At 58.3% G+C, this 23,638-nt stretch carries 27 protein-coding genes; 11 read left to right on the forward strand and 16 right to left on the reverse strand.

The window, feature by feature from the left end; genetic code table 11:
- The first annotated feature begins 115 nt into the window (after positions 1-115).
- Positions 116-502, forward strand: coding sequence for a YgiW/YdeI family stress tolerance OB fold protein (locus tag I6L35_RS03150; protein ID WP_216979515.1), 387 nt, complete (start codon positions 116-118; stop codon positions 500-502).
- A 75-nt stretch (positions 503-577) separates the two neighbouring features.
- Here I6L35_RS03150 and I6L35_RS03155 read toward each other — a convergent pair.
- From I6L35_RS03155 to mutY, 4 genes are all read right to left on the reverse strand, one after another.
- Positions 578-1,797, reverse strand: a protein-coding gene (locus I6L35_RS03155) for an IS3 family transposase (protein WP_216978836.1) whose coding sequence is annotated in 2 segments (ribosomal slippage) — positions 578-1,449 and positions 1,449-1,797 — 1,221 coding nt in all. Because the reading frame shifts where the segments join, the coding sequence is not laid out codon by codon here.
- Positions 1,798-1,914: 117 nt separating this feature from the next.
- Positions 1,915-3,018, reverse strand: coding sequence for a membrane-bound lytic murein transglycosylase MltC (gene mltC / locus I6L35_RS03160; protein ID WP_216979516.1), 1,104 nt, complete (start codon positions 3,016-3,018; stop codon positions 1,915-1,917).
- A 114-nt stretch (positions 3,019-3,132) separates the two neighbouring features.
- The gene (locus I6L35_RS03165; protein ID WP_005343152.1) at positions 3,133-3,405 is read right to left on the reverse strand and encodes an oxidative damage protection protein; all 273 of its coding nucleotides are present in this window, start codon (positions 3,403-3,405) and stop codon (positions 3,133-3,135) included.
- Between the two features lie 8 nt (positions 3,406-3,413).
- Positions 3,414-4,466 carry an A/G-specific adenine glycosylase gene (gene mutY / locus I6L35_RS03170; RefSeq protein ID WP_216979517.1) on the reverse strand — a complete coding sequence of 351 codons (1,053 nt, stop codon included), beginning with the start codon at positions 4,464-4,466 and terminating at the stop codon, positions 3,414-3,416.
- Between the two features lie 231 nt (positions 4,467-4,697).
- On the opposite strand from mutY, the gene I6L35_RS03175 reads away from it, so the two are divergent.
- Complete coding sequence (locus I6L35_RS03175) at positions 4,698-5,936, forward strand: multifunctional CCA addition/repair protein (protein WP_216979518.1); 1,239 nt, start codon at positions 4,698-4,700, stop codon at positions 5,934-5,936.
- A 119-nt stretch (positions 5,937-6,055) separates the two neighbouring features.
- On the opposite strand, the gene I6L35_RS03180 is transcribed toward I6L35_RS03175, so the two are convergent.
- Entirely contained in the window at positions 6,056-7,654 is a 1,599-nt protein-coding gene (locus I6L35_RS03180) for a BCCT family transporter (RefSeq protein WP_216979519.1), read from the reverse strand.
- Positions 7,655-7,663: 9 nt separating this feature from the next.
- Positions 7,664-8,191 (reverse strand): hypothetical protein, encoded by a 528-nt coding sequence (locus I6L35_RS03185; protein ID WP_005335836.1) that lies wholly within the window; start codon positions 8,189-8,191, stop codon positions 7,664-7,666.
- A gap of 163 nt (positions 8,192-8,354) precedes the next feature.
- Between I6L35_RS03185 and I6L35_RS03190 the strand changes: the two genes are divergently transcribed.
- Entirely contained in the window at positions 8,355-8,834 is a 480-nt protein-coding gene (locus I6L35_RS03190) for a MarR family winged helix-turn-helix transcriptional regulator (protein WP_005343146.1), read from the forward strand.
- Between the two features lie 71 nt (positions 8,835-8,905).
- Here the strand turns inward: I6L35_RS03190 and I6L35_RS03195 are convergent, their stop codons facing one another.
- Positions 8,906-9,487: a YjaG family protein gene (locus tag I6L35_RS03195; protein ID WP_216979520.1), complete on the reverse strand. Its 582-nt coding sequence runs from the start codon at positions 9,485-9,487 to the stop codon at positions 8,906-8,908.
- A 162-nt stretch (positions 9,488-9,649) separates the two neighbouring features.
- Here I6L35_RS03195 and I6L35_RS03200 point away from each other — a divergent pair, with 162 nt between their 5' ends.
- Entirely contained in the window at positions 9,650-10,594 is a 945-nt protein-coding gene (locus I6L35_RS03200) for a D-2-hydroxyacid dehydrogenase (RefSeq protein ID WP_216979521.1), read from the forward strand.
- Between the two features lie 64 nt (positions 10,595-10,658).
- On the opposite strand, the gene mepM is transcribed toward I6L35_RS03200, so the two are convergent.
- A complete protein-coding gene (mepM, locus tag I6L35_RS03205) occupies positions 10,659-11,996 on the reverse strand; it encodes a murein DD-endopeptidase MepM (protein WP_005343143.1) in 1,338 nt (445 codons plus the stop codon).
- 259 nt (positions 11,997-12,255) lie between these two features.
- Here mepM and I6L35_RS03210 point away from each other — a divergent pair, with 259 nt between their 5' ends.
- Both I6L35_RS03210 and I6L35_RS03215 read left to right on the forward strand, forming a co-directional pair.
- Positions 12,256-13,554 carry a LapD/MoxY N-terminal periplasmic domain-containing protein gene (locus I6L35_RS03210; RefSeq protein WP_216979522.1) on the forward strand — a complete coding sequence of 433 codons (1,299 nt, stop codon included), beginning with the start codon at positions 12,256-12,258 and terminating at the stop codon, positions 13,552-13,554.
- A complete protein-coding gene (locus tag I6L35_RS03215) occupies positions 13,551-14,492 on the forward strand; it encodes a TAXI family TRAP transporter solute-binding subunit (RefSeq protein ID WP_216979523.1) in 942 nt (313 codons plus the stop codon). Before I6L35_RS03210 ends, I6L35_RS03215 begins: the two co-directional genes overlap by 4 nt.
- On the opposite strand, the gene I6L35_RS03220 is transcribed toward I6L35_RS03215, so the two are convergent.
- Both I6L35_RS03220 and znuA read right to left on the reverse strand, forming a co-directional pair.
- Positions 14,487-15,161: a transglutaminase-like cysteine peptidase gene (locus tag I6L35_RS03220; RefSeq protein ID WP_042052461.1), complete on the reverse strand. Its 675-nt coding sequence runs from the start codon at positions 15,159-15,161 to the stop codon at positions 14,487-14,489. The two genes, I6L35_RS03215 and I6L35_RS03220, sit on opposite strands and share 6 nt — an antisense overlap.
- A 67-nt stretch (positions 15,162-15,228) precedes the next feature.
- Entirely contained in the window at positions 15,229-16,161 is a 933-nt protein-coding gene (gene znuA / locus I6L35_RS03225; protein WP_216979524.1) for a zinc ABC transporter substrate-binding protein ZnuA, read from the reverse strand.
- A 93-nt stretch (positions 16,162-16,254) separates the two neighbouring features.
- On the opposite strand from znuA, the gene znuC reads away from it, so the two are divergent.
- Both znuC and znuB read left to right on the forward strand, forming a co-directional pair.
- Complete coding sequence (gene znuC / locus I6L35_RS03230; protein WP_005363049.1) at positions 16,255-17,031, forward strand: zinc ABC transporter ATP-binding protein ZnuC; 777 nt, start codon at positions 16,255-16,257, stop codon at positions 17,029-17,031.
- Between the two features lie 21 nt (positions 17,032-17,052).
- A complete protein-coding gene (znuB, locus tag I6L35_RS03235; protein ID WP_033115078.1) occupies positions 17,053-17,832 on the forward strand; it encodes a zinc ABC transporter permease subunit ZnuB in 780 nt (259 codons plus the stop codon).
- A 7-nt stretch (positions 17,833-17,839) separates the two neighbouring features.
- Here znuB and I6L35_RS03240 read toward each other — a convergent pair whose 3' ends face one another.
- A complete protein-coding gene (locus I6L35_RS03240) occupies positions 17,840-18,730 on the reverse strand; it encodes a LysR substrate-binding domain-containing protein (RefSeq protein ID WP_040067029.1) in 891 nt (296 codons plus the stop codon).
- Positions 18,731-18,821: 91 nt separating this feature from the next.
- Here I6L35_RS03240 and I6L35_RS03245 point away from each other — a divergent pair, with 91 nt between their 5' ends.
- Positions 18,822-19,679 (forward strand): DMT family transporter, encoded by an 858-nt coding sequence (locus tag I6L35_RS03245; protein WP_216979525.1) that lies wholly within the window; start codon positions 18,822-18,824, stop codon positions 19,677-19,679.
- 3 nt (positions 19,680-19,682) lie between these two features.
- Here I6L35_RS03245 and I6L35_RS03250 read toward each other — a convergent pair whose 3' ends face one another.
- The gene (locus I6L35_RS03250; protein WP_043826081.1) at positions 19,683-20,270 is read right to left on the reverse strand and encodes a uracil-DNA glycosylase family protein; all 588 of its coding nucleotides are present in this window, start codon (positions 20,268-20,270) and stop codon (positions 19,683-19,685) included.
- 99 nt (positions 20,271-20,369) lie between these two features.
- Between I6L35_RS03250 and rarD the strand changes: the two genes are divergently transcribed.
- Positions 20,370-21,260: an EamA family transporter RarD gene (gene rarD / locus I6L35_RS03255; RefSeq protein ID WP_216979526.1), complete on the forward strand. Its 891-nt coding sequence runs from the start codon at positions 20,370-20,372 to the stop codon at positions 21,258-21,260.
- Here rarD and I6L35_RS03260 read toward each other — a convergent pair.
- Positions 21,242-21,976, reverse strand: a complete 735-nt coding sequence (locus I6L35_RS03260; protein WP_216952096.1) for an ABC transporter substrate-binding protein — start codon at positions 21,974-21,976, stop codon at positions 21,242-21,244. The two genes, rarD and I6L35_RS03260, sit on opposite strands and share 19 nt — an antisense overlap.
- A gap of 45 nt (positions 21,977-22,021) precedes the next feature.
- On the opposite strand from I6L35_RS03260, the gene I6L35_RS03265 reads away from it, so the two are divergent.
- Positions 22,022-22,366 carry a GIY-YIG nuclease family protein gene (locus I6L35_RS03265; protein WP_216952097.1) on the forward strand — a complete coding sequence of 115 codons (345 nt, stop codon included), beginning with the start codon at positions 22,022-22,024 and terminating at the stop codon, positions 22,364-22,366.
- Between the two features lie 79 nt (positions 22,367-22,445).
- Here the strand turns inward: I6L35_RS03265 and pspG are convergent, their stop codons facing one another.
- Genes pspG through pspA form a run of 3 tightly spaced genes read right to left on the reverse strand, consistent with a single transcriptional unit; the run spans position 22,446 to position 23,581 of the window.
- Positions 22,446-22,664, reverse strand: a complete 219-nt coding sequence (gene pspG, locus I6L35_RS03270) for an envelope stress response protein PspG (RefSeq protein ID WP_216952098.1) — start codon at positions 22,662-22,664, stop codon at positions 22,446-22,448.
- 45 nt (positions 22,665-22,709) lie between these two features.
- Complete coding sequence (locus I6L35_RS03275) at positions 22,710-22,916, reverse strand: PspC domain-containing protein (RefSeq protein WP_124241612.1); 207 nt, start codon at positions 22,914-22,916, stop codon at positions 22,710-22,712.
- Between the two features lie 2 nt (positions 22,917-22,918).
- Positions 22,919-23,581, reverse strand: coding sequence for a phage shock protein PspA (gene pspA, locus I6L35_RS03280; protein ID WP_216979527.1), 663 nt, complete (start codon positions 23,579-23,581; stop codon positions 22,919-22,921).
- Between the last annotated feature and the right edge of the window lie 57 nt (positions 23,582-23,638).

Consider the following 23,638-nt stretch of genomic DNA (forward strand, 5'->3'; position numbering starts at 1 on the left):
CCATCGATGAAATCGCTTGCGCTCACAAAACAGCCAATCACAATGGGTTTATCTTTCACGCTTGTTTCACGCCCTGCACAGCACAATGCCCTCATACCAACGACAGGAGTATGAAATGAACAAGGCAAGCGCAAGCGTAATCGGACTGTTAACCCTGATGTCTGTCTCCTCTTTTGCCATGGCGGCCTACACAGGCCCGCAGGAGCAGAACAAGGTCTCCGTTGCTCAACTGAAAGATCTGGCCGATGACAGCTGGGCCACCCTGGAAGGGAAACTGGTCAAGCATCTGGGCGGCGAGAACTATCTATTCCGCGATGCCAGTGGCGAGGTTGAGGTCGAAGTGGATCAGGATGTGTGGCGCGGCACCGAAGTGGGTCCGGACGACCTGATCCGCATTCGTGGTGAAGTGGACCACAGCTGGAACAAGACTGAAGTGGAAGTAGAAACCCTGGAAAAGGTGGGCGCCGCGCCCAAGGCCAAAGGCGGCTTTATTGCCAAATAAGGCCACTTCTACGATGAACTGGCCAGTGTCTAGTCCTGAAATAGGTTTACACATTTTCAACTAGCATTTCTCTACTCAGAACCCCCTATGTACCGCATCGGGGGTTCTGTATTTCAACGCATGATGCGGCCGCTCCGCGTTGTAAATATCTACTGCTTCACGCACCATCTCCCGCGCTTGCGCCAAATCCTGCGGGCTTTGCAACAATAACTCTCCTTTCAAAATCCCGTTCACCCGCTCCGCCAACGCATTCTGATAACAGTCATACCCATCCGTCATCGAGCATTTCACCCCGTACCGTTCATGTAATGACTGATACAGTCCCGAGCAATACTGCACGCCACGGTCTGAGTGATGGATTAGCTCCCCGCTGCCACACCGTTGCTTCAGCGCTTTCTTGAACGCCATCGCCACCGACTCCGCGTGCATCCCTTCGTGCACGTGATGGCCCACTATCTTGCGTGAGTAGGCATCCGTCACCAGGCTCAGGTACAGCGGCCCGCTCCTGGCTGGCAGATAGGTGATATCAGCGACCCAGACCTGCTCCGGGGCCACCGGCGTAACCTGCTCTGGTCCCGCTTTGAGCAAGTTGGGATGACGGTAGAAACGGTGAAAACTGTGGGTGGTCTTGTGATACGCCCGCTTAAGCTGCACCAGCAGGCGGTGCTCGGCCAATATCCGAAACAGCCTGTCCCGCCCGACCTTGAGCCCGCCATCATCCTGACCCTGCAGCAGATAATGCAGCTTGCGAGTGCCCACCCGAGGTTGTCGCAGTCGAACCTGACGCACGAAGCGCACCACCTGCAAGCCCTGTGCATGGCGCTCGTCGGCGACCCGATTGCGCTTGTAGTAAGCCTGCCGGCTTATCCCCAGAAACAGGCAAGCCCTGACAATGGTCAGCCTCTCGACTTGCCGCTGCGAGAGGACTTGCCGGGTCGCTTTTTTACGATAGAGACGCCGTAGTCATTCTTCAGTACATCGACGACGGCCTCAAAGAACTGGGCTTTCTGACTCATCAGCGCCAGCTGTTGCTCGAGTTCCTTGATACGCTGCTCGGGCGTCTGGTTGTCGGGGTCTGGCATGGTGATGCTCCTGCCGGCACGAACAGAAGCCCCCTGGCTCCAATCTTGCCGACCATGTTTACGCAACCATACCAGAACGGTGGAGCGGCCCTGAATGCCATAACGCACCTGAGCCTGTTTGTAGGTGAGCTCGCCTTTTTCAATCTGCTCGACCAGCGCCAGTTTAAAAGTCAGCGAGTAATCGCGCTGTGTCCGTTTCACACCTTGCCCCATCCGGTTCTCCATTTATTGGGAGGAAAGGTGTAAACCATATTCAGGACGGGACACCAGACGTAAAAAGGGCGCTGTTGAAAGCGCCCTTTTCTTTTTTCTGTCGACGACTGCAACCAGTTAACCGGAGCGGCTGGCAAAACTGCGTTTGAATCCCTTCTCGGCCTGATTGACCTTGTAGAGATAGCGCCGTGCCTCTGCCTTGGGATGCTGTTCGGTCAGTACCTGATAGACCGCCTCGGGGGAGAGCTGGTTGATCATGCCGGGGGCCGCCTTGCGATCGCTGGAGAAGGTGTTGAGCACCCCGCCAGCACCGCCGTTATAGGCGGAGATCACCGCATAGCGGCGGGACTGGGGATCCTGGATATCTGCCAGATAGACGGTCTGCAACAGGTGCAGATAGGCGGTACCGACATCGATGTTGTAAGCCGGATTAAACAGGTCTTCCCGGGTAGGCTGACCACTCTTACCCTTGACCCGCACATAGACATCACGACCCGCGGTAGCCGGGATCACCTGCATCAGTCCATAAGCATTCGCATGGCTCACCGCATAGGGGTTGAAGCTGCTCTCGGTCTTGATCACCGCATAGATCAGGCTTTCAGAGACCCCGTATTTGCGGGAAGCTTCACGGATCAGGCTGGCATACTTGTAGCCCCGCCTGTCTTCGTGGTTGGCCACCATGGGAATATCGACGAAGAAGATGGTGCGAATCCCCAGTGTACGCTTCTTCATCGCAGTGTTGAGCAGATAGTCGGCGTAGCGCTCGGCACGCCAGGATGAACGAATAGGCTGGCGCTGATTGTCCAGCACCTGACCGTAGAGGAAAGGCTCGCCACCGGGCATGATTTCCCGATCGGAGTAAAGGTCCACTTCGGCTGGATCGTCCGGAGTAAGCAGGGTCTCGATAATGGCGCGACGCAGGTGAGCGCGCGGGTCGATGCCGGAGACAGTCTCGACCATGATATGGCCGCTGGAGAAGTCAATATGGGCCCGGCTCTTGTACTGATCCGTGTATTTGACGTAGTCAAACTTGCCCGCAAACAGCGCCTCTCGTCCCCATATCTCGTTCACATTATGGGAAAGCGCACTGATCATGTGTTCAAAACCGCGGATGTCCTTGCCGTTGACGAGATCGTCATCCTCACTCCCGCTGGGCTTGGGGGAGGATGAGCAGGCAGAGAGAAATAGCAGGGTGCACAGCAGCCAGAAAATTCGGCCCATAGGATCCTCAAACCGGGCGGCACTGCCGCCCATCATTCATATGCCGCGAGTCAACAAGGGGAGGCTAGCCACCTTTGGCCCACTCCCCGCTCACAGGTACTACAGTTCAATCGTTTACTGGCTGGGAGGGGTGTAACCTTCGATCTGCACTTCACCTGCATCAAACAGATAGCTGACCATCTCTTTTTCCAGCAGTTGGCGATGCTCAAGATTCATCATGTTGAGCTTTTTCTCGTTGATCAGCATCACCTGCTTCTTCTGCCACTCGGCCCAGGCTTCCTTGCTGATGTTGTCAAAAATCCGCTTGCCGAGCTCACCGGGATAGAGTTGGAAATCCAGACCCGGGCCCTCTTTTTTCAGGCGTTGGCAAAATACAGTACGGCTCATGTTGACCTCTATGGTTGTAACTCTGGATAGGCGAGCAGACGGGCCGTGGCGGCCGCCAGCCCCACCTCGGCAGGATGGCGTAAGTTATACCAGAGTCGGTTATCTGCTTCCATGAGCCGCAGCGGCTGCGCCTCATCAATGTCAATCAGCAACGGCTGGATATCGAGGTGGAAGTGACTGAATGTATGGCGAAAACCGGCCAGTTCACGATAACCGTGATAACTCAGGCCAAGGGACGCCAGCAGACCCTCCACCTCCGCCAGCGAAGCCGCCTGCGGGAAGCAGTAGAGCCCGCCCCAGATCCCCTGTGGCAGCCGCTTCTCCAGCAGCAACTCATCGCCATGGCGGATCAGCAACATGATGCCATCCCGTGCCGTAATGCTCTTTTTCGGCTTGCTATTGGGGTAGGCGGTGGGCTTGCCTTGCGACAGCCCCTGGCAATCGGTCCGCACCGGACAGCGATCACAGGCAGGCTTGCTGCGGGTGCAGATCGTCGCTCCGATATCCATCATTGCCTGATTGTATTGCGCCACACCCAGCTTGGGAGTGAGCCGGATGGCGATCTCCCACAGCTCGTTCTCCACCTGTTTCTGGCCGGGCCAGCCCGGCAGCGCAAGCCAGCGGGTGAGCACCCGCTTCACGTTGCCATCAAGGATGGCGTGAGGCTGACCAAGAGAGAGCGACAACACGGCCCCGGCGGTTGAGCGACCAATGCCCGGCAGCGCCACCACCTCGTCAAAGCGCTCGGGAAAGAGGCCGTGGTGGTGATCGCGGATCTGCTGGGCCGCCTTGTGCAGATTGCGGGCCCGGGCATAGTAGCCAAGCCCGGTCCAGTGGTGCAGCACCTCGTCGACGGGGGCATCAGCCAGTGCCACCACATCGGGGAAGCGTGCCATAAAACGTTGGTAATAGGGGATCACGGTAGCGACCTGAGTCTGCTGCAGCATGATCTCTGAGACCCAGACCCGGTAAGGGGTCTTCTCCTGCTGCCAGGGCAGGGTTTTGCGGCCATGAAGCTGGTACCACTCCAGAACCCTGCTTGCGAAGGTTGATTGATTCACGTTGTTCTCATGTCGTTGATATATGGGGAACTCTGCGGTTCCTTCGGCTCATCTGGCCTGCACGGGCATAAAGTCATCCGGCACGCCAGCTGTCTTGTGCGGCAGCGTAAGGCCTCGCCACGCCCAAGTCAAAGCCCTGCTGACTGGCGCTGTGGGCAGGTGGTGGTCAGGCAGCAAAGCGGTCACAAAGACGATATACTCGGCCCCACGATTGATGACGGGAGAGACGGTTTGCAGACTTATCTGGTTGGGGGCGCAGTGCGGGATCGCCTGCTGGGATTGCCGCAGGGCGACAGGGATCATCTGGTGGTCGGTGCCACCGTGGAGCAGATGCTGGCGCTGGGTTTTACCCAGGTCGGTCGCGACTTTCCGGTGTTTCTTCACCCCAAAACCCAGCAGGAGTATGCCCTCGCCCGTACCGAACGCAAACAGGGTCAGGGCTACACCGGCTTTGTCTGCCACGCCGCCCCCGATGTGACGCTGGAACAGGATTTGCTGCGCCGGGATCTCACCATCAACGCCATCGCCGAGGATGATCAGGGCCAGCTCCATGATCCCTACGGCGGCATCAAGGATTTGGAAAAGCGGCTGCTGCGCCACGTCTCCCCCGCCTTTGCCGAAGATCCATTGCGCATCCTGCGGGTTGCCCGCTTCGCCGCCCGCTTCCACGCTCAGGGCTTTACCGTAGCACCGGAAACCCTCGCCCTGATGAGCGAGATGACGGCCGCTGGCGAGCTGGCCCACCTCACGCCGGAGCGAGTCTGGAAGGAGCTGGAAAAGGTGCTGATGGGGCCAACCCCGCAGATCTTTATCGAGGTGCTGCGCAAGTGCGGCGCCCTCAAGGCGCTTTTCCCCGAAATCGATGCCTTGTTTGGCGTCCCCGCCCCGGCCAAGTGGCACCCGGAGATCGACACCGGCATCCACACCCTGATGGTGCTGGAGCAGGCGTGCCGGATCTCCCCCGAGCTGACCGTCCGCTTTGCCGCCCTCTGCCATGATCTCGGCAAGGGAGTGACCCCCAAGGAGTTCTGGCCCAGCCATCATGGTCACGGCCAAAAGGGGCTGCCGCTTATTCGCGCCCTGTGCGAACGGTTCCGGGTACCCAACGAGTGCCGGGATCTGGCGCTGCTGGTGAGCGATCTGCACACCCACATCCACATCGCCTTTGAGCTCAAGCCCGCCACCCTGCTCAAGGTGTTCGACAAGGCAGATGCCTGGCGTCGCCCCGAGCGCTTTGCCCAGCTGCTGGATGCCTGTCGCGCCGACTTCCACGGTCGTACCGGTTTCGAGGAGCGGGTCTACGCCGAGCCGGACTACGTGGCCGAAGCGCTGGCTGCCGCCCAAGCGGTGCCGGTGAAAGAGATAGTGGCAGCCGGTTTCAAAGGGGAAGAGATCAAGGAGCAGCTCGCCAAAAAGCGGACCGATGCCATCAGCCGCATCAAGGATGAGTGGACCTTTATCGAAGAGTAACCTCGGCCCCATAACAGACGGCCGCCCTGATGATGAGCTCCGCAAGGAGAGCATCGCCAGGGCGGCCGTTTTGCATCCAGGTTTGCATAGGAAGGGGTGTCAGCCCCCTTCTGATGCCGTTATGCGGGACCAATTCGCTCCATCAGGCTCATATGGGATGAGCCATCGTGGCGCTTGAGGTTCTGACGATACTCGAACTGGCGCTGGCTCTCTTGCTTGAGCCCCAGTATCAGCGAATAGCACATGGCCAACATGATCACCGAGAACGGAAGCGCGGCTATAATGCTGGCCGCCTGCAAGGCTGCCAGGCCGCCGGAGACCAGCAGGATGGCCGCAACCAGCCCCTGCCCAAGACCCCATACTGCGCGGTGCAACACCGGCGGCTCCTGATCACCGATGGAGAGCAGAGTGGTGATGACCAGCGTGCCCGAGTCACTGGAGGTGATGAAGTAGGTGCAGATGAGCAGGGTCAGCACAGCCTTGGCGATCCAGCCGAAGGTATCCCAGTGCAGCAGTTCGACCGTCTTGTAAAGCGCCAGCGTCACATCCTGATTGACCGCAGCCACCACACCGCCACCACCAAACAGCTCCAGATTCATCGCCGTACCGCCAAACACGGTGAGCCAGAACATGCCGAGCAGCGAGGGCACCAGCAGCACGCCGAGCACAAACTCGCGGATAGTACGCCCCTTGGAGATGCGGGCGATAAACATGCCGACAAACGGCGCCCAGGCAATCCACCAGCCCCAGTAAAACGCCGTCCAGCTCGACTGCCAGGCCGAAGTGCCGTTGGCCTCGGTGTTGGTCCAGAAGCTCAGTTTGACGATGTTCTGCAGGTAATCACCAATGTTCTGCACATAGGCGTTGAGGATATAGGTGGTCGGCCCCAACACCAGAAAGAGCGCAAGCACGAACACGCTCAGCCAGATATTGAGCTCAGAGAGGATCTTCACCCCGCGCCCGACCCCGGAGACTGCGGACAGAGTGGCGATCAGGCTAATGCCACCAATCAGCCAAAGCTGGTTGGATTGCGATACGTCCATGCCGAACATCTGGTTGAGACCGGTATTCATCTGGGAGACCCCCAGACCGAGGGAGGTCGCCACCCCGAACACGGTACCGAACACAGCCAGCACATCGGCCGCATGGCCCCAGAAGCCGTAGATCCGCTCGCCAAGGATGGGATAAAGCACAGAGCGGATCGCCAGCGGCAACTTGCGGCGATAACTGAAGAAGGCCAGCGACAGGCCAACGATCACATAGATTGCCCAAGGGTGCAGACCCCAATGGAAGAAGGTGAGGCGCATAGCGATCTGGGCCGCTTCCGGGGTCATCCCTTCGGTAATGAATGGATTGCCCTGCAGATGGTTCATCGGCTCGGCAATGCTCCAGAACACCAGACCGATACCCATGCCCGCGCTAAAAAGCATGGAGAACCAGGCGAAGTAGCCGAACTCCGGTACCTGGTCGTCGTCACCCAGCCGGATGCTGCCAAAACGGCTGAACATCAGGTAGACAGCGAAGAACAGGAACAGGGCGACTACCAGAATGTAGTACCACTTGAACCCGGCAATAATCTGATCCTTGGCACCGACAAACCAGGCGGCTGCGGTATCGGGAACAAAAACGCCAAACAGTAAAAACAGGGTGATAACGGTGAGGGCCGTCATGGCCATGGTGGGGTTGAGGCCTTTCAATAGCCCTTTGCTTGCTCGCATCCAGCCTCCTTAGTCGTTGTTGAAAAAGTCTTCGCCCACATGATCACCGGCCCCGCCGATAGCGCGATAGACCAGCTTGCCAGCTGCTTGTTCGCGGTGATCCACCAGCGAAACCGAGGGCTGGCCATTCACGGCGTGACGCTTGCCGAGGAAGATGGCCATGGGGACGCCCAGATTGGAGATACCGCTGGTGATCCAGAGCCGGTTGAAGTCGTAAGAGCCACCGATGAACTCCAACTGGGCCAGGCCGGTATCTAGGCCGGTCAGATAGAAGTTCATGGCACTTTCGTCAGGAAAGAGGTGCACCAGCACATAGGCGTAGCGCAATTCGTTCACCAACTCCTTTAGGTTGAAAGTACCTGTCTCACTACAAGAGAGGGGTAACTCACCATCATAGTGGTGTACCTTGAGGTTGTTCGGGTCTTCATCATAGGCAGGCTGATAGCGCACAAAAGCCGAGGTATCCGGCAGTTCGTAGCGCACTCTGACCACACGTAACTCGGCCACCAGAGACTTGATATCCAGCTCGTCATTCATCATTTCGCTCCTCAAATGTCAGGGTGAATTCCGTGAAATGCCCGTCAACCTAACACAAAATTAATTAGAGCAAAAATCATTACAACAAAAACCATATTGACCTTGTAACGAATTAGGCGGAAAATTTTGCGCCTCTCCATAGCCCTCTAATGACGCACACCCCATGGAAAAACATGATGAAGTGCTGGTTGCTCTGCGCCAGATTATTCGTGCCATCGACATGCACTCCAGGCGCCTGATCAAAGAAGCCGGGCTCACCTCTCCGCAACTCTTGCTGCTCAAAGGGATCGACGAGCTGGGACAGATCTCCATGCGCCAGCTGGCCGATCACACCAACATGAGCCAGGCCACCGCCACCACCATCATGGACCGATTGGAGAGCCGCCAACTGGTGCAGCGCATTCGCAGCAATACCGACAAGCGCAAGGTTCACGCGACACTGACTGACGCAGGCCGCGCCCTGCTGGCTCAGGCCCCTACCCCGCTGCAAGAGCGCTTCATCCAACGTTTTCAGGCGCTGGAAGCGTGGGAGCAGACCCTGCTGCTCTCCTCCCTGCAACGCATCTCCACCATGATGAATGCAGACGAAATCGACGCTGCCCCGGTGCTGAGCGTCAGACCCCTGACCGAAGAGCAAGCTTAAACAGCCACAGAATGACAGACATAAAAAAAGCTCCCGACCGGGAGCTTTTGTCTATCAGGCACCGGAGATAATTACTCTTCCAGGCTGATACCGATATTGGAGACACCATCCTGAGAGGCGAATGCTCTGATGGCCAGGATACGATCGCTGTCGCGCTCATGGGCAACCCGCTTGAGCAACTCGACCTGAAACTCCAGCTCGGCCTCCATGTACTCGTGCTCGTAGAGCTCCTCTTCTGTCAGATCCCGCTCCTCCAGCAGCTCGATAAAACCGGCCACAGTGCCAACGGAGGCATGGCTGGCATCGTTGGCCTCTTCGCCAACCCGGCAGATCACCGAGTTGTAGGCGCAGCCCAGTGCCACACAGGCATCCAGCGCCGGATAGGCGCCGTAGGATTCAAACTTGCGGGGATCCGGAATATGGGCTTCGAACTCTTCGAGAATGGCTCCCAGATTGACACGTGAGCCCTTGACGGTCAGATAGTTCCACATCTGATCCAGCGCGTGCCGGAAGGCATCTGCATTGCCAAAACCGGAAGCCTGGCTGAACAGGGCATAGTTGGGGTACATGCGCTCTGCCAGCGCCAGGGTGTAGACGGTCTGTTGCCAAGGCTGTAGCTCGGCCAGTCGCTTATAAAACTTGTCACCAAACACTGGAGTCGGATCCTTTGCAAAATGTGGGGCAGATTGTAGCCCACGAGGGGCGTGGCGAAAACGAAAAAGCGCCCTGGTCGGCTATGTTGCGCTGGCAACTCGGGTAAGATGGGACGAGAGCGGCATCTTGTCGCGCCGCAAATTCTGATAAGGAACAAGAGTATGAGCCAACGTACCCTTCTTTTGCTCAGCCAGGATAATGCTCACTACGAACGTCTGCTCAAGGCGGCCAACCTCCCTCATCTGCGCATTCTGCGGGCCGACAACCCGAGCGATGCCGAACAACTTATCGGCGAGGCCCATATTCTGCTGGCAGAGCCAGCCCGCGCCAAGCCACTGCTGCCCAAAGCCAACAAGCTGAGCTGGTTCCAGTCCACCTATGCCGGGGTCGACGTGCTGCTCGATCCGGACAGTCGTCGCAACTATCAGCTCACCAACGTGCGCGGCATCTTCGGCCCGCTGATGAGTGAGTATGTCTTTGGTCATCTGCTCAGTCTGACACGCCAACTTCCTCTCTATCGGGAACAACAAAGACAACGACTCTGGCAGAGTCACCCCTATCAGGGGCTCAAAGGGAAAACCATGCTGATCCTGGGTACCGGCAGCATTGGCCAGCATATCGCCCACACCGGCAAACATTTTGGTATGAAGGTGCTGGGCATCAGCCGCAGTGGTCGGGAGCGTCCCGGGTTTGACCAGGTTTATCAGCTGCCTGCGCTCAACAAGATGCTGGCGCAGGCCGATGTCATCGTCAGCGTGCTGCCTGCCACCCGCGATACCCGTCATCTCTTCAATGCCGCCCGCTTCGAACACTGCAAACCGGGCGCCATCCTGTTCAACGTCGGTCGTGGCAGCGCTGTACACTCGGGCGATTTGCTCACCGCACTGCGTACCGGCAAGCTGGCAATGGCGGTGCTGGATGTATTCGAGCAGGAGCCGCTGCCCGCCGACAGTCCACTGTGGGGACAACCCAACCTAATCGTCACCCCCCACAACAGCGCCTACAGCTTTCCAGAGGATGTGGCCCAGATATTTGTACGCAACTACATTCGCTTTATCGATGGCCAGCCACTGGATGGCAAGATTGACTTCGACAAGGGTTACTGACGCATGCAAAAAAGGCCCCGCCAGTCTGGCGGGGCCTTTTCATTTCAGCTAGTGGCTACAGCGATTAGCCGGCGGCCAGCTCCTTGCGGTAGCTCTTCACCTTGGCCAGGAACTGGCGACGCTCCTTGCCACTGAGCGGTTCAGCCATCGGCAGCTTGGCGGTCATGGCATTAACCGGACGGTTGTTGATCCGCAGTTCGTAATGCAAGTGAGCACCAGTCGAGCGACCGGTGTTGCCGGAAAGGCCGATCTTGTCGCCCATCTTCACCCGCTGACCGGTTTTGACCAGCAACTTGCTCAGGTGCAGATAACGGGTAGAGAGGGTTCGACCGTGCTTGATTACGATATAGGTACCCGCCAGCGGGTGGCTGGTCGCCTTCTGGACCACACCGTCACCCGTGGCCAGTACCGGGGTACCCACCGGAACGGCAAAGTCGGTCCCCTCGTGGGGACGGATAGCACCAGTCACAGGATGCTTGCGAGCGGGGTTGAAGTTTGAGCTGATCCGGTAACGACTGTGGGTCGGATAACGGCGGAAACCGCGCTCCAGGCTGTTGCCCTGACCATCGTAATAGTTGCCATCATCGGAGAGCCAGGCCGACACCGTCTTGCCCTGACTGATCATTTCCACACCCAGCAGCTGGCTGTTACCGGTGCTCTTGCCCTCGACCGTCTCCTGGCGTACCAAAACCTTGAATTTATCGCCCTTTTTCAGATCCTGAGCAAAGTTCATCCGCCACTGGAACAGGTTGGCAATCTTCTGGATATGAGTGGCAGGAATGCCTGCATTGCGGGCACTGACATAGAAACTGCCGTTGATCACGCCATTGTAACGCTGCGGCTGCCACTCGACCTTCTCGTTGATCATGGAGGCAGTATAAGCATCGTCACTGCGCGACATCACCAGCGTCTGCTTGATGTTCAAGCGGATCTTGAGTTGTTGCAGAATGTTGTCCTGATCGATCAGCAGCTCTATGGTCTGGCCCGGTTTCAATCTGGCCAGATAGTTCTTGCTGTCCGCATCAAGTACTTTGTAGAGAGTAGTGGTAGAGAGTCCCAGATTGTTAAAAATGGCGGTCAGGTTCTCACCATTACGCACTCGGTAATCCTGCCACTGCGGTGCGGTATCAACAGGGATATCGTCCTCTGCCGCACTCTGATCAACCAGTTCGTGGTCGGGGATTTCGTTAAAATCGGTGTTGTTTTCGTTGGTTGCTGTACCGGCGGTATCAATGGGCAACTCAAGGCGAAGAGGCCGCTCCAGGATATCCCCCGGCGCTGGCAGCAATGCCACTGCTGACAGGGTCATGGCCGTCAGCATCAGCATGGCGTAAAAATGTTTGCGGGGAACCGGTGGTTCCCAATTGGCAGCCTGTGCTACCAAGGGACGGAGACGTTTCATCCGCTATCCTGTATTTAGATCCAAGAGAGAGTATTGCGATGTCAGTTGTGACAAAACCGTATAAAACTGTTTTTTGGACAAAACAAATTACAAATAGTTCATCACAATCTGCATGAACCTCACATTTTATGCATAACACGCCCTGATGGGCAGAAATGATCGCCTTTTTTAACTATTTTTTCCTATTTTTAAGAGCCGGGTCGGACTCGATTCGGCATTAAAAATTCAAATGTTGCGATAATTTTTCCATGGAGTGGATATGACGTTATCAAAACTGTTGCGCTGGATAATCCTTGTACTGTTCCTGATTGGTGCAGTTATGTTGTTCGTTCTTGAAGTCTCCACGGTCCGCCAGTCAATCCTTGATCAGATGTCGGCCAATCTGGAGACCGCCATCACAGCCCTTGGACTGGTACTTCAAGGCACCCTGCTCAATGATGATCAGGTGCTGGCCGAAACCATTGTCAATGCCATGTTTGACGGCGGCTTCGTCAGCTCGGTTATTCTGGTTGATCCGGATGGCCAATTGCTGTTTCAGAAGGTATTCCACTCTACCCAGCAAAATGTCCCTGGCTGGCTCCCTTCTGTTATCGGCATGCCACCCGTCAAAATTGAGCAAGAGTTGACAGATGGCTGGCGCATGCTGGGCACTCTGACCCTTGAGGGGCATAGCGGCTACGCCTATCAGCACCTGTGGAATGCCATCAGTCGCACCGGTCTGGCGCTGTTGGCGGGCCTCGTCGTATTTACCCTGATCATCTCCCTGGTGTGCAAACGCCTGCTGCAGCCCCTGGAGCAGATCAACCTGCAGCTGATCCGTATCCGCAAACACCAGTTCAACAGCACCCTGCCCACTCCCTGGTTGCAAGACCTCAAAGAAGTGGCACTTTCCATCAACCAATTGGTTTCCGAACGCAAACGGGATCTGCTGCAACAACGACTCAAAATCACCCAGCTGGGAAAACAGCTGCCACTGACGCCCCCACAGCCGCTGCAAGGAGTGAGCCCACTGCCGGAAGGCGGGCAACTGCAAAAATTTGTCTCCACACAAGGGGAGATCGCGCTCTATCAGCGTTTCTTGCCCAGTCAGCCCCTCGGAGCCGACAGCGATCTCGCGACCATCCATAGCACCCTGGAGTTATGGCAGCGCTCCCATATAGAGGGGATCTTGCTGCCCCTCTCCCTGCTCAATCACCCGCAATGGTCCGAAATCGCCCCTCTGCTAAGCCAGGGGCGAGGAAAAACACTGGATTGGCGCTGGGATGTAGCCACATTCCCCGCCCACGGCCAGTCTACCTTGGCTGCGTTGCAGGAACAGGGGTGTGAGCTCGCCTTCAGCGCCATTCCCCTCAATGCGGATACCTTCAATCAACTTGACCCGCTCAATCCCATTTTTATCAGCTGCCAGCTGACCGATGCACCGCTCTACTGGAATCTGCTCTCCCAGACCATGCATGCCGCCGGTTATACCCTGCTGGCAGAATCGGGAGAGTGTCGCGACATCGACAAACTGCGGACCTGGGGTATCGATGGTTATGCCAAGGAGACGCAATCATGAAGAAGCTCGCCATGCTGTTGCCCCTGCTGTGGCAACCCTGCCTGATGGCTGAAACCGTCACTATCGCCACCGGGGGTGAGCAGGGGATTTATCACCAGATAACCAAAGAATTTTGCCGTCTGGCTCATGAGGTCGACGAGCAACTTGCGTGCAAACTGCAGAGCTCATCGGGTTCAATAGAAAACCTGAAGCGACTGAAGAGTGGCGAGTCCTCCTACGCCATGGTGCAGTCAGACTGGCTGTATCAGGCAAGCAAGGGCTTGGGCCCTTTTGCCACGCAGCCGCAACCTGAGCTGCGCGCACTATTTGCCACCCATGCAGAGCCCTTCACCATAGTGATACGTGCCGATGGAGATATCACGTCACTGGAACAGCTCAAGCTCGCCCCCATCGATATGGGGTTGAAAAACTCGGGTACCCGCCAGACGGCGCTGGCCCTGTTCAACATCTTGGGAGCGAAAGAACAGGATCTCGATCTGAAGAGCATGGCCAACCTGCCGGATGCGCTCTGTAGCAAGCAGATCGATGCATTTGCACTGGTGATGGGACACCCTAACCGGATTGTGCTCGACACCGCCAAACGTTGCGCGGTCAGTTTCCTCCCCGTCGATGGGGCCACCCGGGATCAGCTACTCAAGGGTGTCAAATATTACCAACGCAGTCAGGTGCCTGCCCGCATCTACCCCGGCAATCTGAAGGCGACGCCCACCTTTGCTATTGCCGCCACCCTGGTTACCAATGCCACCATGCCGGAAGAGTCTGTCTATCGCCTGACCAAGGCCATGCTGACCCAGCAAACCAAATTCAATGAGCAAACTTATGGCTACGCCAATATGTTTCACCGGGCACGCAATAAAACCGGCCCTGTGCTGAGCATTGAACAGCATCCGGGCGCGGCGAAATATTTCGATGAGTTGAAGGCGGCGGGCAAGCTATAGCTGACGACGAGGAGAGCGCAGTTGCTCGCTGGAGAAACGGGTCTTCATCGATGTCCACTGCGCCAGCCGATCGGCACTCCCCGCCAGCGTCCCTTCCCGCCGTGACTTCATGATCCAGATGCTTTTGGCATCGAAACTGTAAACGGGAATGAGATCGGTACGCTTGCTACCCGGCAGGATCCGGCTGTTGATGTTGTCGAGCACCAGTGGATCAGCCTTGGGTGTCGGGAAGTAGAGCGTCACCATGTGGAACTGGTTGTAACGCACCGCCTTGACGTAGGCTAACCGCAGCTTCTTCTCATCCACCCCCAGCTCCATCAGGGTGTAGTACTTGGAGATGCTGTAATCCTCGCAATCCCCACCCCGGGCACCGATGAACTCCAGCGGATTGGCCCAGTAATCCTCATCTCCCCACAGCTTGGGGTCTTCACTGTAGGTGAGATTGTTGAAGTAGTTGTTCACCAGCTCGATCTTCTGCTGATCCGTGGTTCCCGCTCTGGGAGTGAGCAGACGAGAGAATGCCTCGGCCCGCTGGATGGCGCGGCCACCGTACACCTCCTGCAGTTTGGCCCGCAGATCGGGGCTGGCAATATATTCGGAAAGGCGCGAAGCCTGCACACTGGCGCAACATAGCGCCAGTGTGCAGGCCGGGATCAACAACCATTTCATACCGGACACTCCATGTCAGATGCTGGAGGTCAGTATAGTCCGTCCGGATGAGAGACTCAGCCGCTAATCAGCGACATTGGGCAAATGCGTCTGCCAGTTGTTGCATGAATTGGGGATAACCATCCGGGCCGAGCGGCACCTGTTCACCCACCTCATCAAGCAACAGCACCTTGGCGCCAGTATTGCGTGCCACCGATTCGATCACTGCCGGTGAAAATTGCGGCTCGGCATAAATGCAGCTCGCCTGCTTCTCTTCCAGTGCCTTGCGGATATCCACCAGGGTCTTGGCGCCCGGGCGACGCTCAGGGCTCACGGTAAAGTGACCCTTTGAACTCATGCCGTAGTGGCGCTCCCAGTAGCCATACGCCTCGTGGAAGACAAAGTACCCCTTCTCATTCACCGCCTTCATTTGGCCAGCAATCACCTTGTCTTTGGCATCCACCTTGGTATCAAATGCCGCGAGGTTGGCGTCATAGCGAGCCTGATTGACCGGATCCAGCTTGCCCAATTCACTTGCGATCGCCTTGGCAATCACTTTGGCCTGCGTCGGGCCAAGCCAGATATGGGGATCGACCCCTTCGTGATGATGTCCTTCATGCCCTTCATCATGGTCACCGTGCTCGTGGGCGGCATGATCGTGATCATCATGGTCATGGGAGTCATGACTATCCTGAGTCGCGTAGTTGAACAGCGGCATTCCCTCAACCTGAGTCAGGGCCAAAGCATGGGAATGATTGGCCAGCGGCTTGGCCATAAACCCTTCCAGCTCGGGGCCAACCCACACCACCAGCCCAGCACTGTTGATGCTGCGAATATCGGACGGACGCAGGGAGAAATCGTGGGGAGAGGCACCGGTCGGCAGCAATACCTTGGGCTCGCTCACCCCGTCAGTGATCGCCGCAGCGATGAAGCCAAGGGGCTTGATGGTGGTCAGTACCTCAATGGCACGAACAGGCAAAGTCACCGCCAGCAGGGCAGTGAAAAGCGCAATAATTCTCATTGGTGAATCTCGTCAGGGGATGAGTATGTGATAATATAACAGCCGCTTTTTGTTATATTATAACTCTCACTGGCTGTAAACCCCGGAGTTGTCATGAGCCAACTGGTAGAGCTGAAAGAGGTCTCTCTCTCGTTTGATGGACGCTCTGTGCTCGACAAGGTCTCCTTTACCCTCAATAAAGGCAAAATCACCACGCTCGTCGGCCCCAACGGGGCGGGCAAGAGCACCCTGAGCAAGCTGGTGCTGGGTCTGCTCACGCCGGATTCGGGCAAGATCACCCGCAGCCGCGATCTGAGAGTCGGCTATGTGCCCCAGCGCCTCTATCTGGATCCCACCCTGCCGCTGACGGTGCGCCGCTTCTTGCAACTGGGCAAAAACAGCCGCCTCTCCATCGAGGAGGCGCTGACCCGGGTGGGCGCAGAAGGATTACTTGAGAACCGGATGCAGAAGCTCTCCGGAGGCGAGATGCAGCGGGTGCTGCTGGCTCGCGCCCTGCTGGTCAAGCCCGAGCTGCTGGTGCTGGATGAGCCAGTGCAAGGGGTCGATATCACCGGCCAGATCGAGCTCTACGCCCTGATCGGCCAGCTCGCCGCCGAATTCAATTGCGCCGTGCTGATGGTCTCCCACGACCTACATCTGGTGATGGCCAGCACCCACGAGGTGATCTGCCTCAATCGCCACGTCTGCTGTCATGGCGAGCCGGAAAGCGTGGCCCGCCATCCCGAATTTGCCCGCCTGTTCGGGCGCCCGGAGCAGGAGGTGCTGGCGGTCTATACCCACCATCACCACTGCGACGGCGAACACCATCATCATGAACCGCAGGCCCCCGTCATCCGCCTGCCTTCTCGCAACAACGCTCACAGTAAATAGCGCAAGCAACAGGACATTCAAGTGGACAGCTTTCTGTTATACGCCCTCGCGGCCGGTCTCGGCATTGCCCTGCTGGCCGGCCCCCTAGGTAGCTTCGTGGTATGGCGCAAGATGGCCTACTTTGGCGACACCCTCTCCCACGCCTGCCTGTTCGGCATCGCGCTGGGCATTCTGCTGCAGGTCGATCTCACCCTGGCGGTAGTGGTCTGCTGCCTCGCCATGGCAATGCTATTGGTGATCATGAGTCGCAACCAGCAGGTGGCGACCGATACCCTGCTCGGCATTCTGGCCCACAGCGCCCTGTCTCTCGGTCTGGTTACCTTGAGTTTTATGGATAACGTGCGGGTGGATCTGATGGCCTACCTGTTCGGCGACCTGCTCTCGGTACAACCGATGGACCTGCTCTGGATCTACGGCGGTGGCGCGCTGGTGCTGCTCACCCTGTGGCGACTTTGGGATCCCCTGCTCTCCATGACCATCTCGGAAGAGCTGGCGCGGGTCGAGGGGATCCGGGTCGACGTGTTGCGCTGCGTGCTGATGCTGCTGATCGGGCTGGTGATCGCCGTAGCGATGAAGTTTGTCGGGGCGCTGATCATCACCTCCCTGCTGATCATCCCTGCCGCTACCGCCCGCCGCTTTAGCCAGACACCGGAGCAGATGGCCGGCTTTGCCGCGCTGATTGGCTGTCTCGCCGTGCTGGGTGGATTGACCCTCTCCTGGTATCAAGATACTCCGGCAGGCCCCTCTGTCGTCGTCTGCGCCACCAGCCTGTTTGTCCTAAGCCAGTTCAAGAAAGCTTGATGCCGCGCTAGAGCGGCATACTCTGGCGTGTCTCCATCATCAGCCACTGGCGCAACCGGCTGATGGCGGGCTCATGGGCCCGCGAGCGCTTGCAGGTGAAATAGAAGGCATCCCCCGTCTCCAGCTGGTGTACCGGCAAAGCCACCAGCTGGGGATCATCGGGCCGCAACATGTAGTCATTCACGAACGCCACCCCCTGATCCCAGGCCGCCGCCTCCATCGCCAACAGCACATGGCTGAAGTGGTGCATCCGTGCCTCGTCCGGAATAACCAGCCCGCCGGCCTTGGCCCAGCGCTGCCAATCCTCCCCCCGCGCCTTGTAGATGGACTGCACCGACAGCAGCGGCAACTGCCAGATGGCCTCAGGCCACTCCCCGCTGATCTGCTGCAACAGGCGGCGACTACAGACCGGAAAGAGCCGCTCCTGATAGATAAGATCGTGGCAGTAGCCCCGTCCGTGGGGTGAGACTGTGATAAAGCAATCCGCCACCCTATCAGATAGCTCAGGATCTTCCGCCACCATCTCCAGACTCAAGTCCAGCTCGGGGTAGAGCTGGCGCAATCCAGCCAACCGCGGGATCAGCCACTTAACCGCAAACGAGCTGTAGACCGCGAGGCGCAACCGCATCTCGCCGCCACCGCGCAGCTGTTCGCTGCTCTGGGCAATCTGGCTAAGCCCGGCAGCAATCCCTTCGAAGTAGCTCTCCCCCTGGGTTGTCAGCGAGAGCAACCGCCCCTGACGCAGCAGCAAGCGCTCACCCAGAAAATCCTCCAGCAGACGGATCTGGTGGCTGACCGCACTCTGGCTGACGTTCAGTTCCAGAGCGGCGCGGGAGAAGCTGAGCAGCCGGGCCACCACCTCGAAATATTGCACCGCACGCAGGGGAGGAAGCTTCATTATCTAAATATCTCATGAATGGTCATTTTTTATCATTTTACTGGATATCAACCGGCACGCTACCCTCCCCTCATCTGAAGTGGGAGGTGGTATGAATGCAGTAGGGATCGGCATCCTTTATCTGGTGCTGGGCAATATGGTGGCGGTTTTTTCCGATGCGCTGGTCAAGGTACTGGAGCCGGATCAGCCCATCTTCCAGTTTGTCTTTTTCCGCCAGCTCTCGGCCGCCATTCTGCTGATGCCCTGGCTGCTCTGGTCATGGCGCCGCAATCCACCGGTGGCCATCAAGTGGCACCTGCTGCGGGCCCATATCTGGGCGGTCGGCGTCTGTCTGATGGTAGTGGCCCTCACCCGCTTGCCGCTCGCCACTGCCAACGCCCTCTTCTATGCCGCGCCGCTGATGATGGTACCGCTGGCGGTGTGGATGGCGGGGGAAGCGATCTCGCGCCAGAAGGTGCTGACCGCAGTCATCGGATTTATCGGGGTACTGATCGTGCTGCGCCCGACCGAAGTGAACTGGGCCGCACTGGCGGCGCTCGGGGTAGCGCTGTCGATGGCGCTCAACAATCTGCTGATCAAGCGGATCCCGCTCAAGCAGCCCATCGCCCAGACCCTGTTTTTCACCAACGTGCTGAGCATGCCCTTCATTATGGCGCTGGCACTGTGGGAAGGGGGCGACTGGCAGTGGCAGATGTGGTGGCCCGCCTTCGGATCTTCGGCGCTGATCATGGTCTATGCGGGATTGTGCGTGGTGGCCTATCGCAAGGCGGAGGCTAGCAAGATCGCCTCGGCGGAGTACACCGGTCTGCTGATGGCGGTGGCCATCGGGGTATGGCTGTTTGACGAGCAGCCGGGTCTGCCGCTGCTGCTGGGCTGTATCTGTATCGTCCTGCCGCTTATCGCCATGGCGCGCAGCAAGCCAAAGCCGCTGGCCGAGCCAGCGGTCTAATACTCAGGGTCGTTTCAGCAAAGGGGCGACCCTTTGCTGCAGATGAGGGATGACCTCCTGCTCGAACCAGGGATTCTTTTTGAGCCAGAGGGTGTTGCGCGGTGAAGGGTGAGGCAACGGCAGCCAGCCTGGGCCATAGTCAGCCCAGCTGCGCACCGTGTCGGTGAGCGATCCCTTGGCAGCTCCCCGCAGGTAATGGGCTTGTGCATACTGGCCGATCAGCAGGGTCAGTTCGATATTGGGCAACAGCATCAATACCTTGTCGTGCCAGGTGGGCGCACATTCTGGGCGCGGCGGCAGATCGCCGGATTTTCCCCTGCCGGGATAACAGAGCCCCATCGGCATGATGGCGATGCGGGATTCGTCGTAAAAGGTGGCCTTATCGACCCCGAGCCACTGACGCAGCCTGTCACCGGAGGGGTCATCCCACGGGATACCGCTGGCATGCACCCGGGTGCCGGGCGCCTGACCGATGATCAGCAAGCGGGCACTCTCGGCCCCGCGGATCACCGGACGAGGCCCCAGCGGCAGATGAGCCTCACACAGACGGCAGGCCCTGATTTGCTCAAACAACTTATCGATTCGCTGCATGACGTTGATAGTACCAGCATTTCCCTGTTTTCCCTCTTGTGGAAACAGGGCGCGCCCCATACTATCGCCATGAGTGTTTAATTTAATAAACGGACAATAATGAAAAACTGGCTAGGTACCGGCACCGCGACCCTCTCCTTCATCCTGTGGGGGATGCTGCCGCTCTATTATCAATTCATGCCTGAGGTCAACATGTGGGAGCTGATCTCCCACCGGGTGCTCTGGTCTGTGGTGCTGCTGGGTGCCCTGTTTTTGCTGCTTGGCCACAAGGTGCCCTGGGCACAACTGCGCAGCGAGCCGCGCCAGCTCGGCCTCATTCTGCTGGCGGGCCCCGTGATGTCCATCAGCTGGTGCATGTTCACCTGGTGCCTCACTACCGGGCAAGTGCTGACCACCAGCCTCGCCTTCTTTATGACCCCGCTGTTCAATATCGTATTCGCCGTCATCTTCCTCAAAGAGCGACTCACCCCGCAAAAGCATCTGGCGGTCGCCCTGGCACTAGCGGGGCTCGCCTACATGCTCTTCTGCTACGGCCAACTCCCCTGGTTCTCCCTCATCATGGGGGCCAACTTCGCCTGCTATGGCCTTATCAAGAAGAAGATCCACTACGACACCGGCACCAGCCTCTATCTGGAAGCCATGGTGCAACTGCCCGTCGCGCTGATCATCATCGGCACACTGGCGTGGCACGGGGAAGGGGCATTCGTGAACGGGGATTTGGCCGACAAGCTGCTGCTGATGGGCAGTGCGCCCGCTACTCTGCTGCCGGTGGGGCTCTTCTGCTATGCGGTGGCGAGAACCCGGATGAGCACGGTGGGGCTGCTGCAATATATCGAGCCCAGCCTCGCCTTCCTGCTTGCCATCTACTGGTTTGGTGAGGCGCCGGACCCCATCAAGGCGGTCGGTTTCGCCTTTGTCTGGGCAGGTCTGCTGGTGAGCCTGTTGCCGCTGCACCGACTCAAGCGCCGCCCTCAGGGCTTACCGCGATAGGACTCCAGCACCTTGTGCCAGCGGGGATCCTTGTCCATCTGCTCGGCGATGTCGTTAAGGGTGGCATGCAGCTCGGGACGGGATTTGGGCAGCAGGATATGGCGGGTATAGCTGGATTGGGGGAAGGGCGAGATAAACAGCTTACCCTGATAGTGGTTTGAGTCGATGAAAAAGCCCAGCGCGGAGCCAGGCACCATGGTCACATCGATGCGGCCGCGCACCAGCAGCTCAAGATTGGTCTTCACCTTCTTGGCATCGTGACGCTCCAGCTCTCCCCTTGCTGCCGCATCGTCGATCCCCTGATAGCGGTAGCCCTCCACCCCGCCGAACACCAATCCCTTGAGGGAGTCGGGTCCGCGATAGGTGATCGGCTTGTCGATGTTCGAGATTAGCTCGTTGGTGTCGCGCATCACCGGAAAGGTCCAGAGATAACGCTCGCGATGGGGATCCCCTACCCAGGCGGGATTGACCCAGACCACCAGACCGTCAAAGTCGGGATCCGCCATCTCCAGCGCCAGCCGGGCGCGATTAACCAGCCAGAGCTCGATTCTGGGTTCCCCCCCCAACTTTTCATTGAGATACTTGACCAGCTCGCGGCTCAGTCCGGCATCCACTCCGGTATTGAAGGGCGGATGCTGATGGTAATCGTAGAGACGGATCGTCTCCCCCAGAGCCGGAACCGACAACAGTAACCACAACCAGAACCAGACTCTCATCGCACCTCCTTGCACTGCTTTTGAGTTTGGCACAGAGAAGTACAAATGATAAAACCTCCTGACGGGATATCCCCGCACGCCTCTCCCCCCTCTTCTCGCTGGTTTATCTATATGGTGCGCACCGCCACCGGCCTGCTCTATACCGGGGTCAGCACGGATCCTCAACGTCGTCTGCGTCAGCACCAGAGCGGCAAGGGGGCTCGCGCCCTGCGCGGCAAGGGCCCCTTGACGCTGGCTTGGCAGCAGGAGGTCGGCGAGAAGGGGGCAGCCCTGCGCCTCGAATATCGCCTCAAGCAGCAGCCAAAATCCTTCAAGGAGCAGCTGATCCACAGCCCGGCACTCTGGCAGAGCTGGAGCCCGCAGTGGTTACCCGAAACGACCCGACCTTAAGGGTTACAGCTAAAAAAAGGCCACTCGATGAGTGGCCGAAAAGGGGAAATCAGGGAGCATTTCATAACTTGTTGCACAACTACAGATAGGTATTGTTGCGCTGACGACGGTGGCTGATGAGCCAACAGACTGCCAGCGCGACCAGCAGCCAGGGGGCCAACTTGACGATCAGGGCAAGCATGCCGCTCAGCAGCCCCAGTAGTACAAACACGCCGCTGACCAGCAGCATGGCCACCAGGGTAAAGCCGGTCAGCGCCATGACCAGCAACACTCCCAGCAAGATGAAAAATTCCAGCATAACTTGCTCCTTACGGGCTCTCTGTGCCGCGGGGCTGCCTTGCGGTCAATCCAGCCAGCGTTTCAATTCATAACGGGGCGGCATCACCAGCACCGCCAGCAGATAGGCAGCCAGTGCCAGCGGTGGCACCAGGATCAGGGCGAGCAGGGCTACCACTCGCACCGTCACTCTGGAGATCCCCAGCCGTTGGGCAATGCCGGCGCAAACGCCAGTCAGCTTGCGATGGACAAGATCCTTGGGCCAGGGAGTCATGGTTATACCTCCACCTTCTGCCCCTTGAGACGGGCCAGCTCGCGCTCTATCTCGTCATTGAGCTCCAGCTCGCGGAACTGGGCCTCCAGCGAGGGATTCTGCCCCAAAATGGCCGCCTCCAGCTGGGCTTCCAGCTGATCGACCCGGCCTTGAAAACCGTCAAAACGCGCCATCAGCTCATGCATGCGCTGGTTGTCCACCTGGGCGCGGGCACGAATGCGGCTGTGGGCTGTCTGCTCGCGCAGGGTCAGCAGTTTCTGCTTCTCCCGCGCCTCGGTCAGCTTGGCTGCCAGTCGCTCGCTGTCGGCGGTAAGCTGGGCCAGCACCTCGGCCACCCGGGCCTTGTCCTGTTCCAGCTGTTCACATTTCCTGGCCTCCGCCAGCTTCTCGGTGAGGGCGGCACGGGCCAGATCCTCACGGCCTTTCTGGATGGCGAGCTCGGCCTTGGCCGACCACTCCAGGATCTGCGCCTGCAACCCCTGCTGGTGACGCTCCAGCTGTTTCTGTTCAGCAATCACGCGGGCGGCCTGGGTACGCATCTCGACCTGCACCTGCTCCATCTCTTCGATCATCAGGCGCAGCATCTTCTCCGGCTCTTCACTCTTGTCGAGCAGGCTGTGCAGGTTGGCATTTATCACGTCGGTCAGGCGGCTGAATACGCTCATGGTCTGGCTCCTTGTTGATGGGATTGCTATCTCTTCCCATTGCATTACAAGAGCCGT

It is taken from the genome of Aeromonas sp. FDAARGOS 1405, from assembly GCF_019048265.1.
In the GTDB taxonomy this organism is placed as follows: Bacteria; Pseudomonadota; Gammaproteobacteria; order Enterobacterales; family Aeromonadaceae; genus Aeromonas; species Aeromonas veronii_A.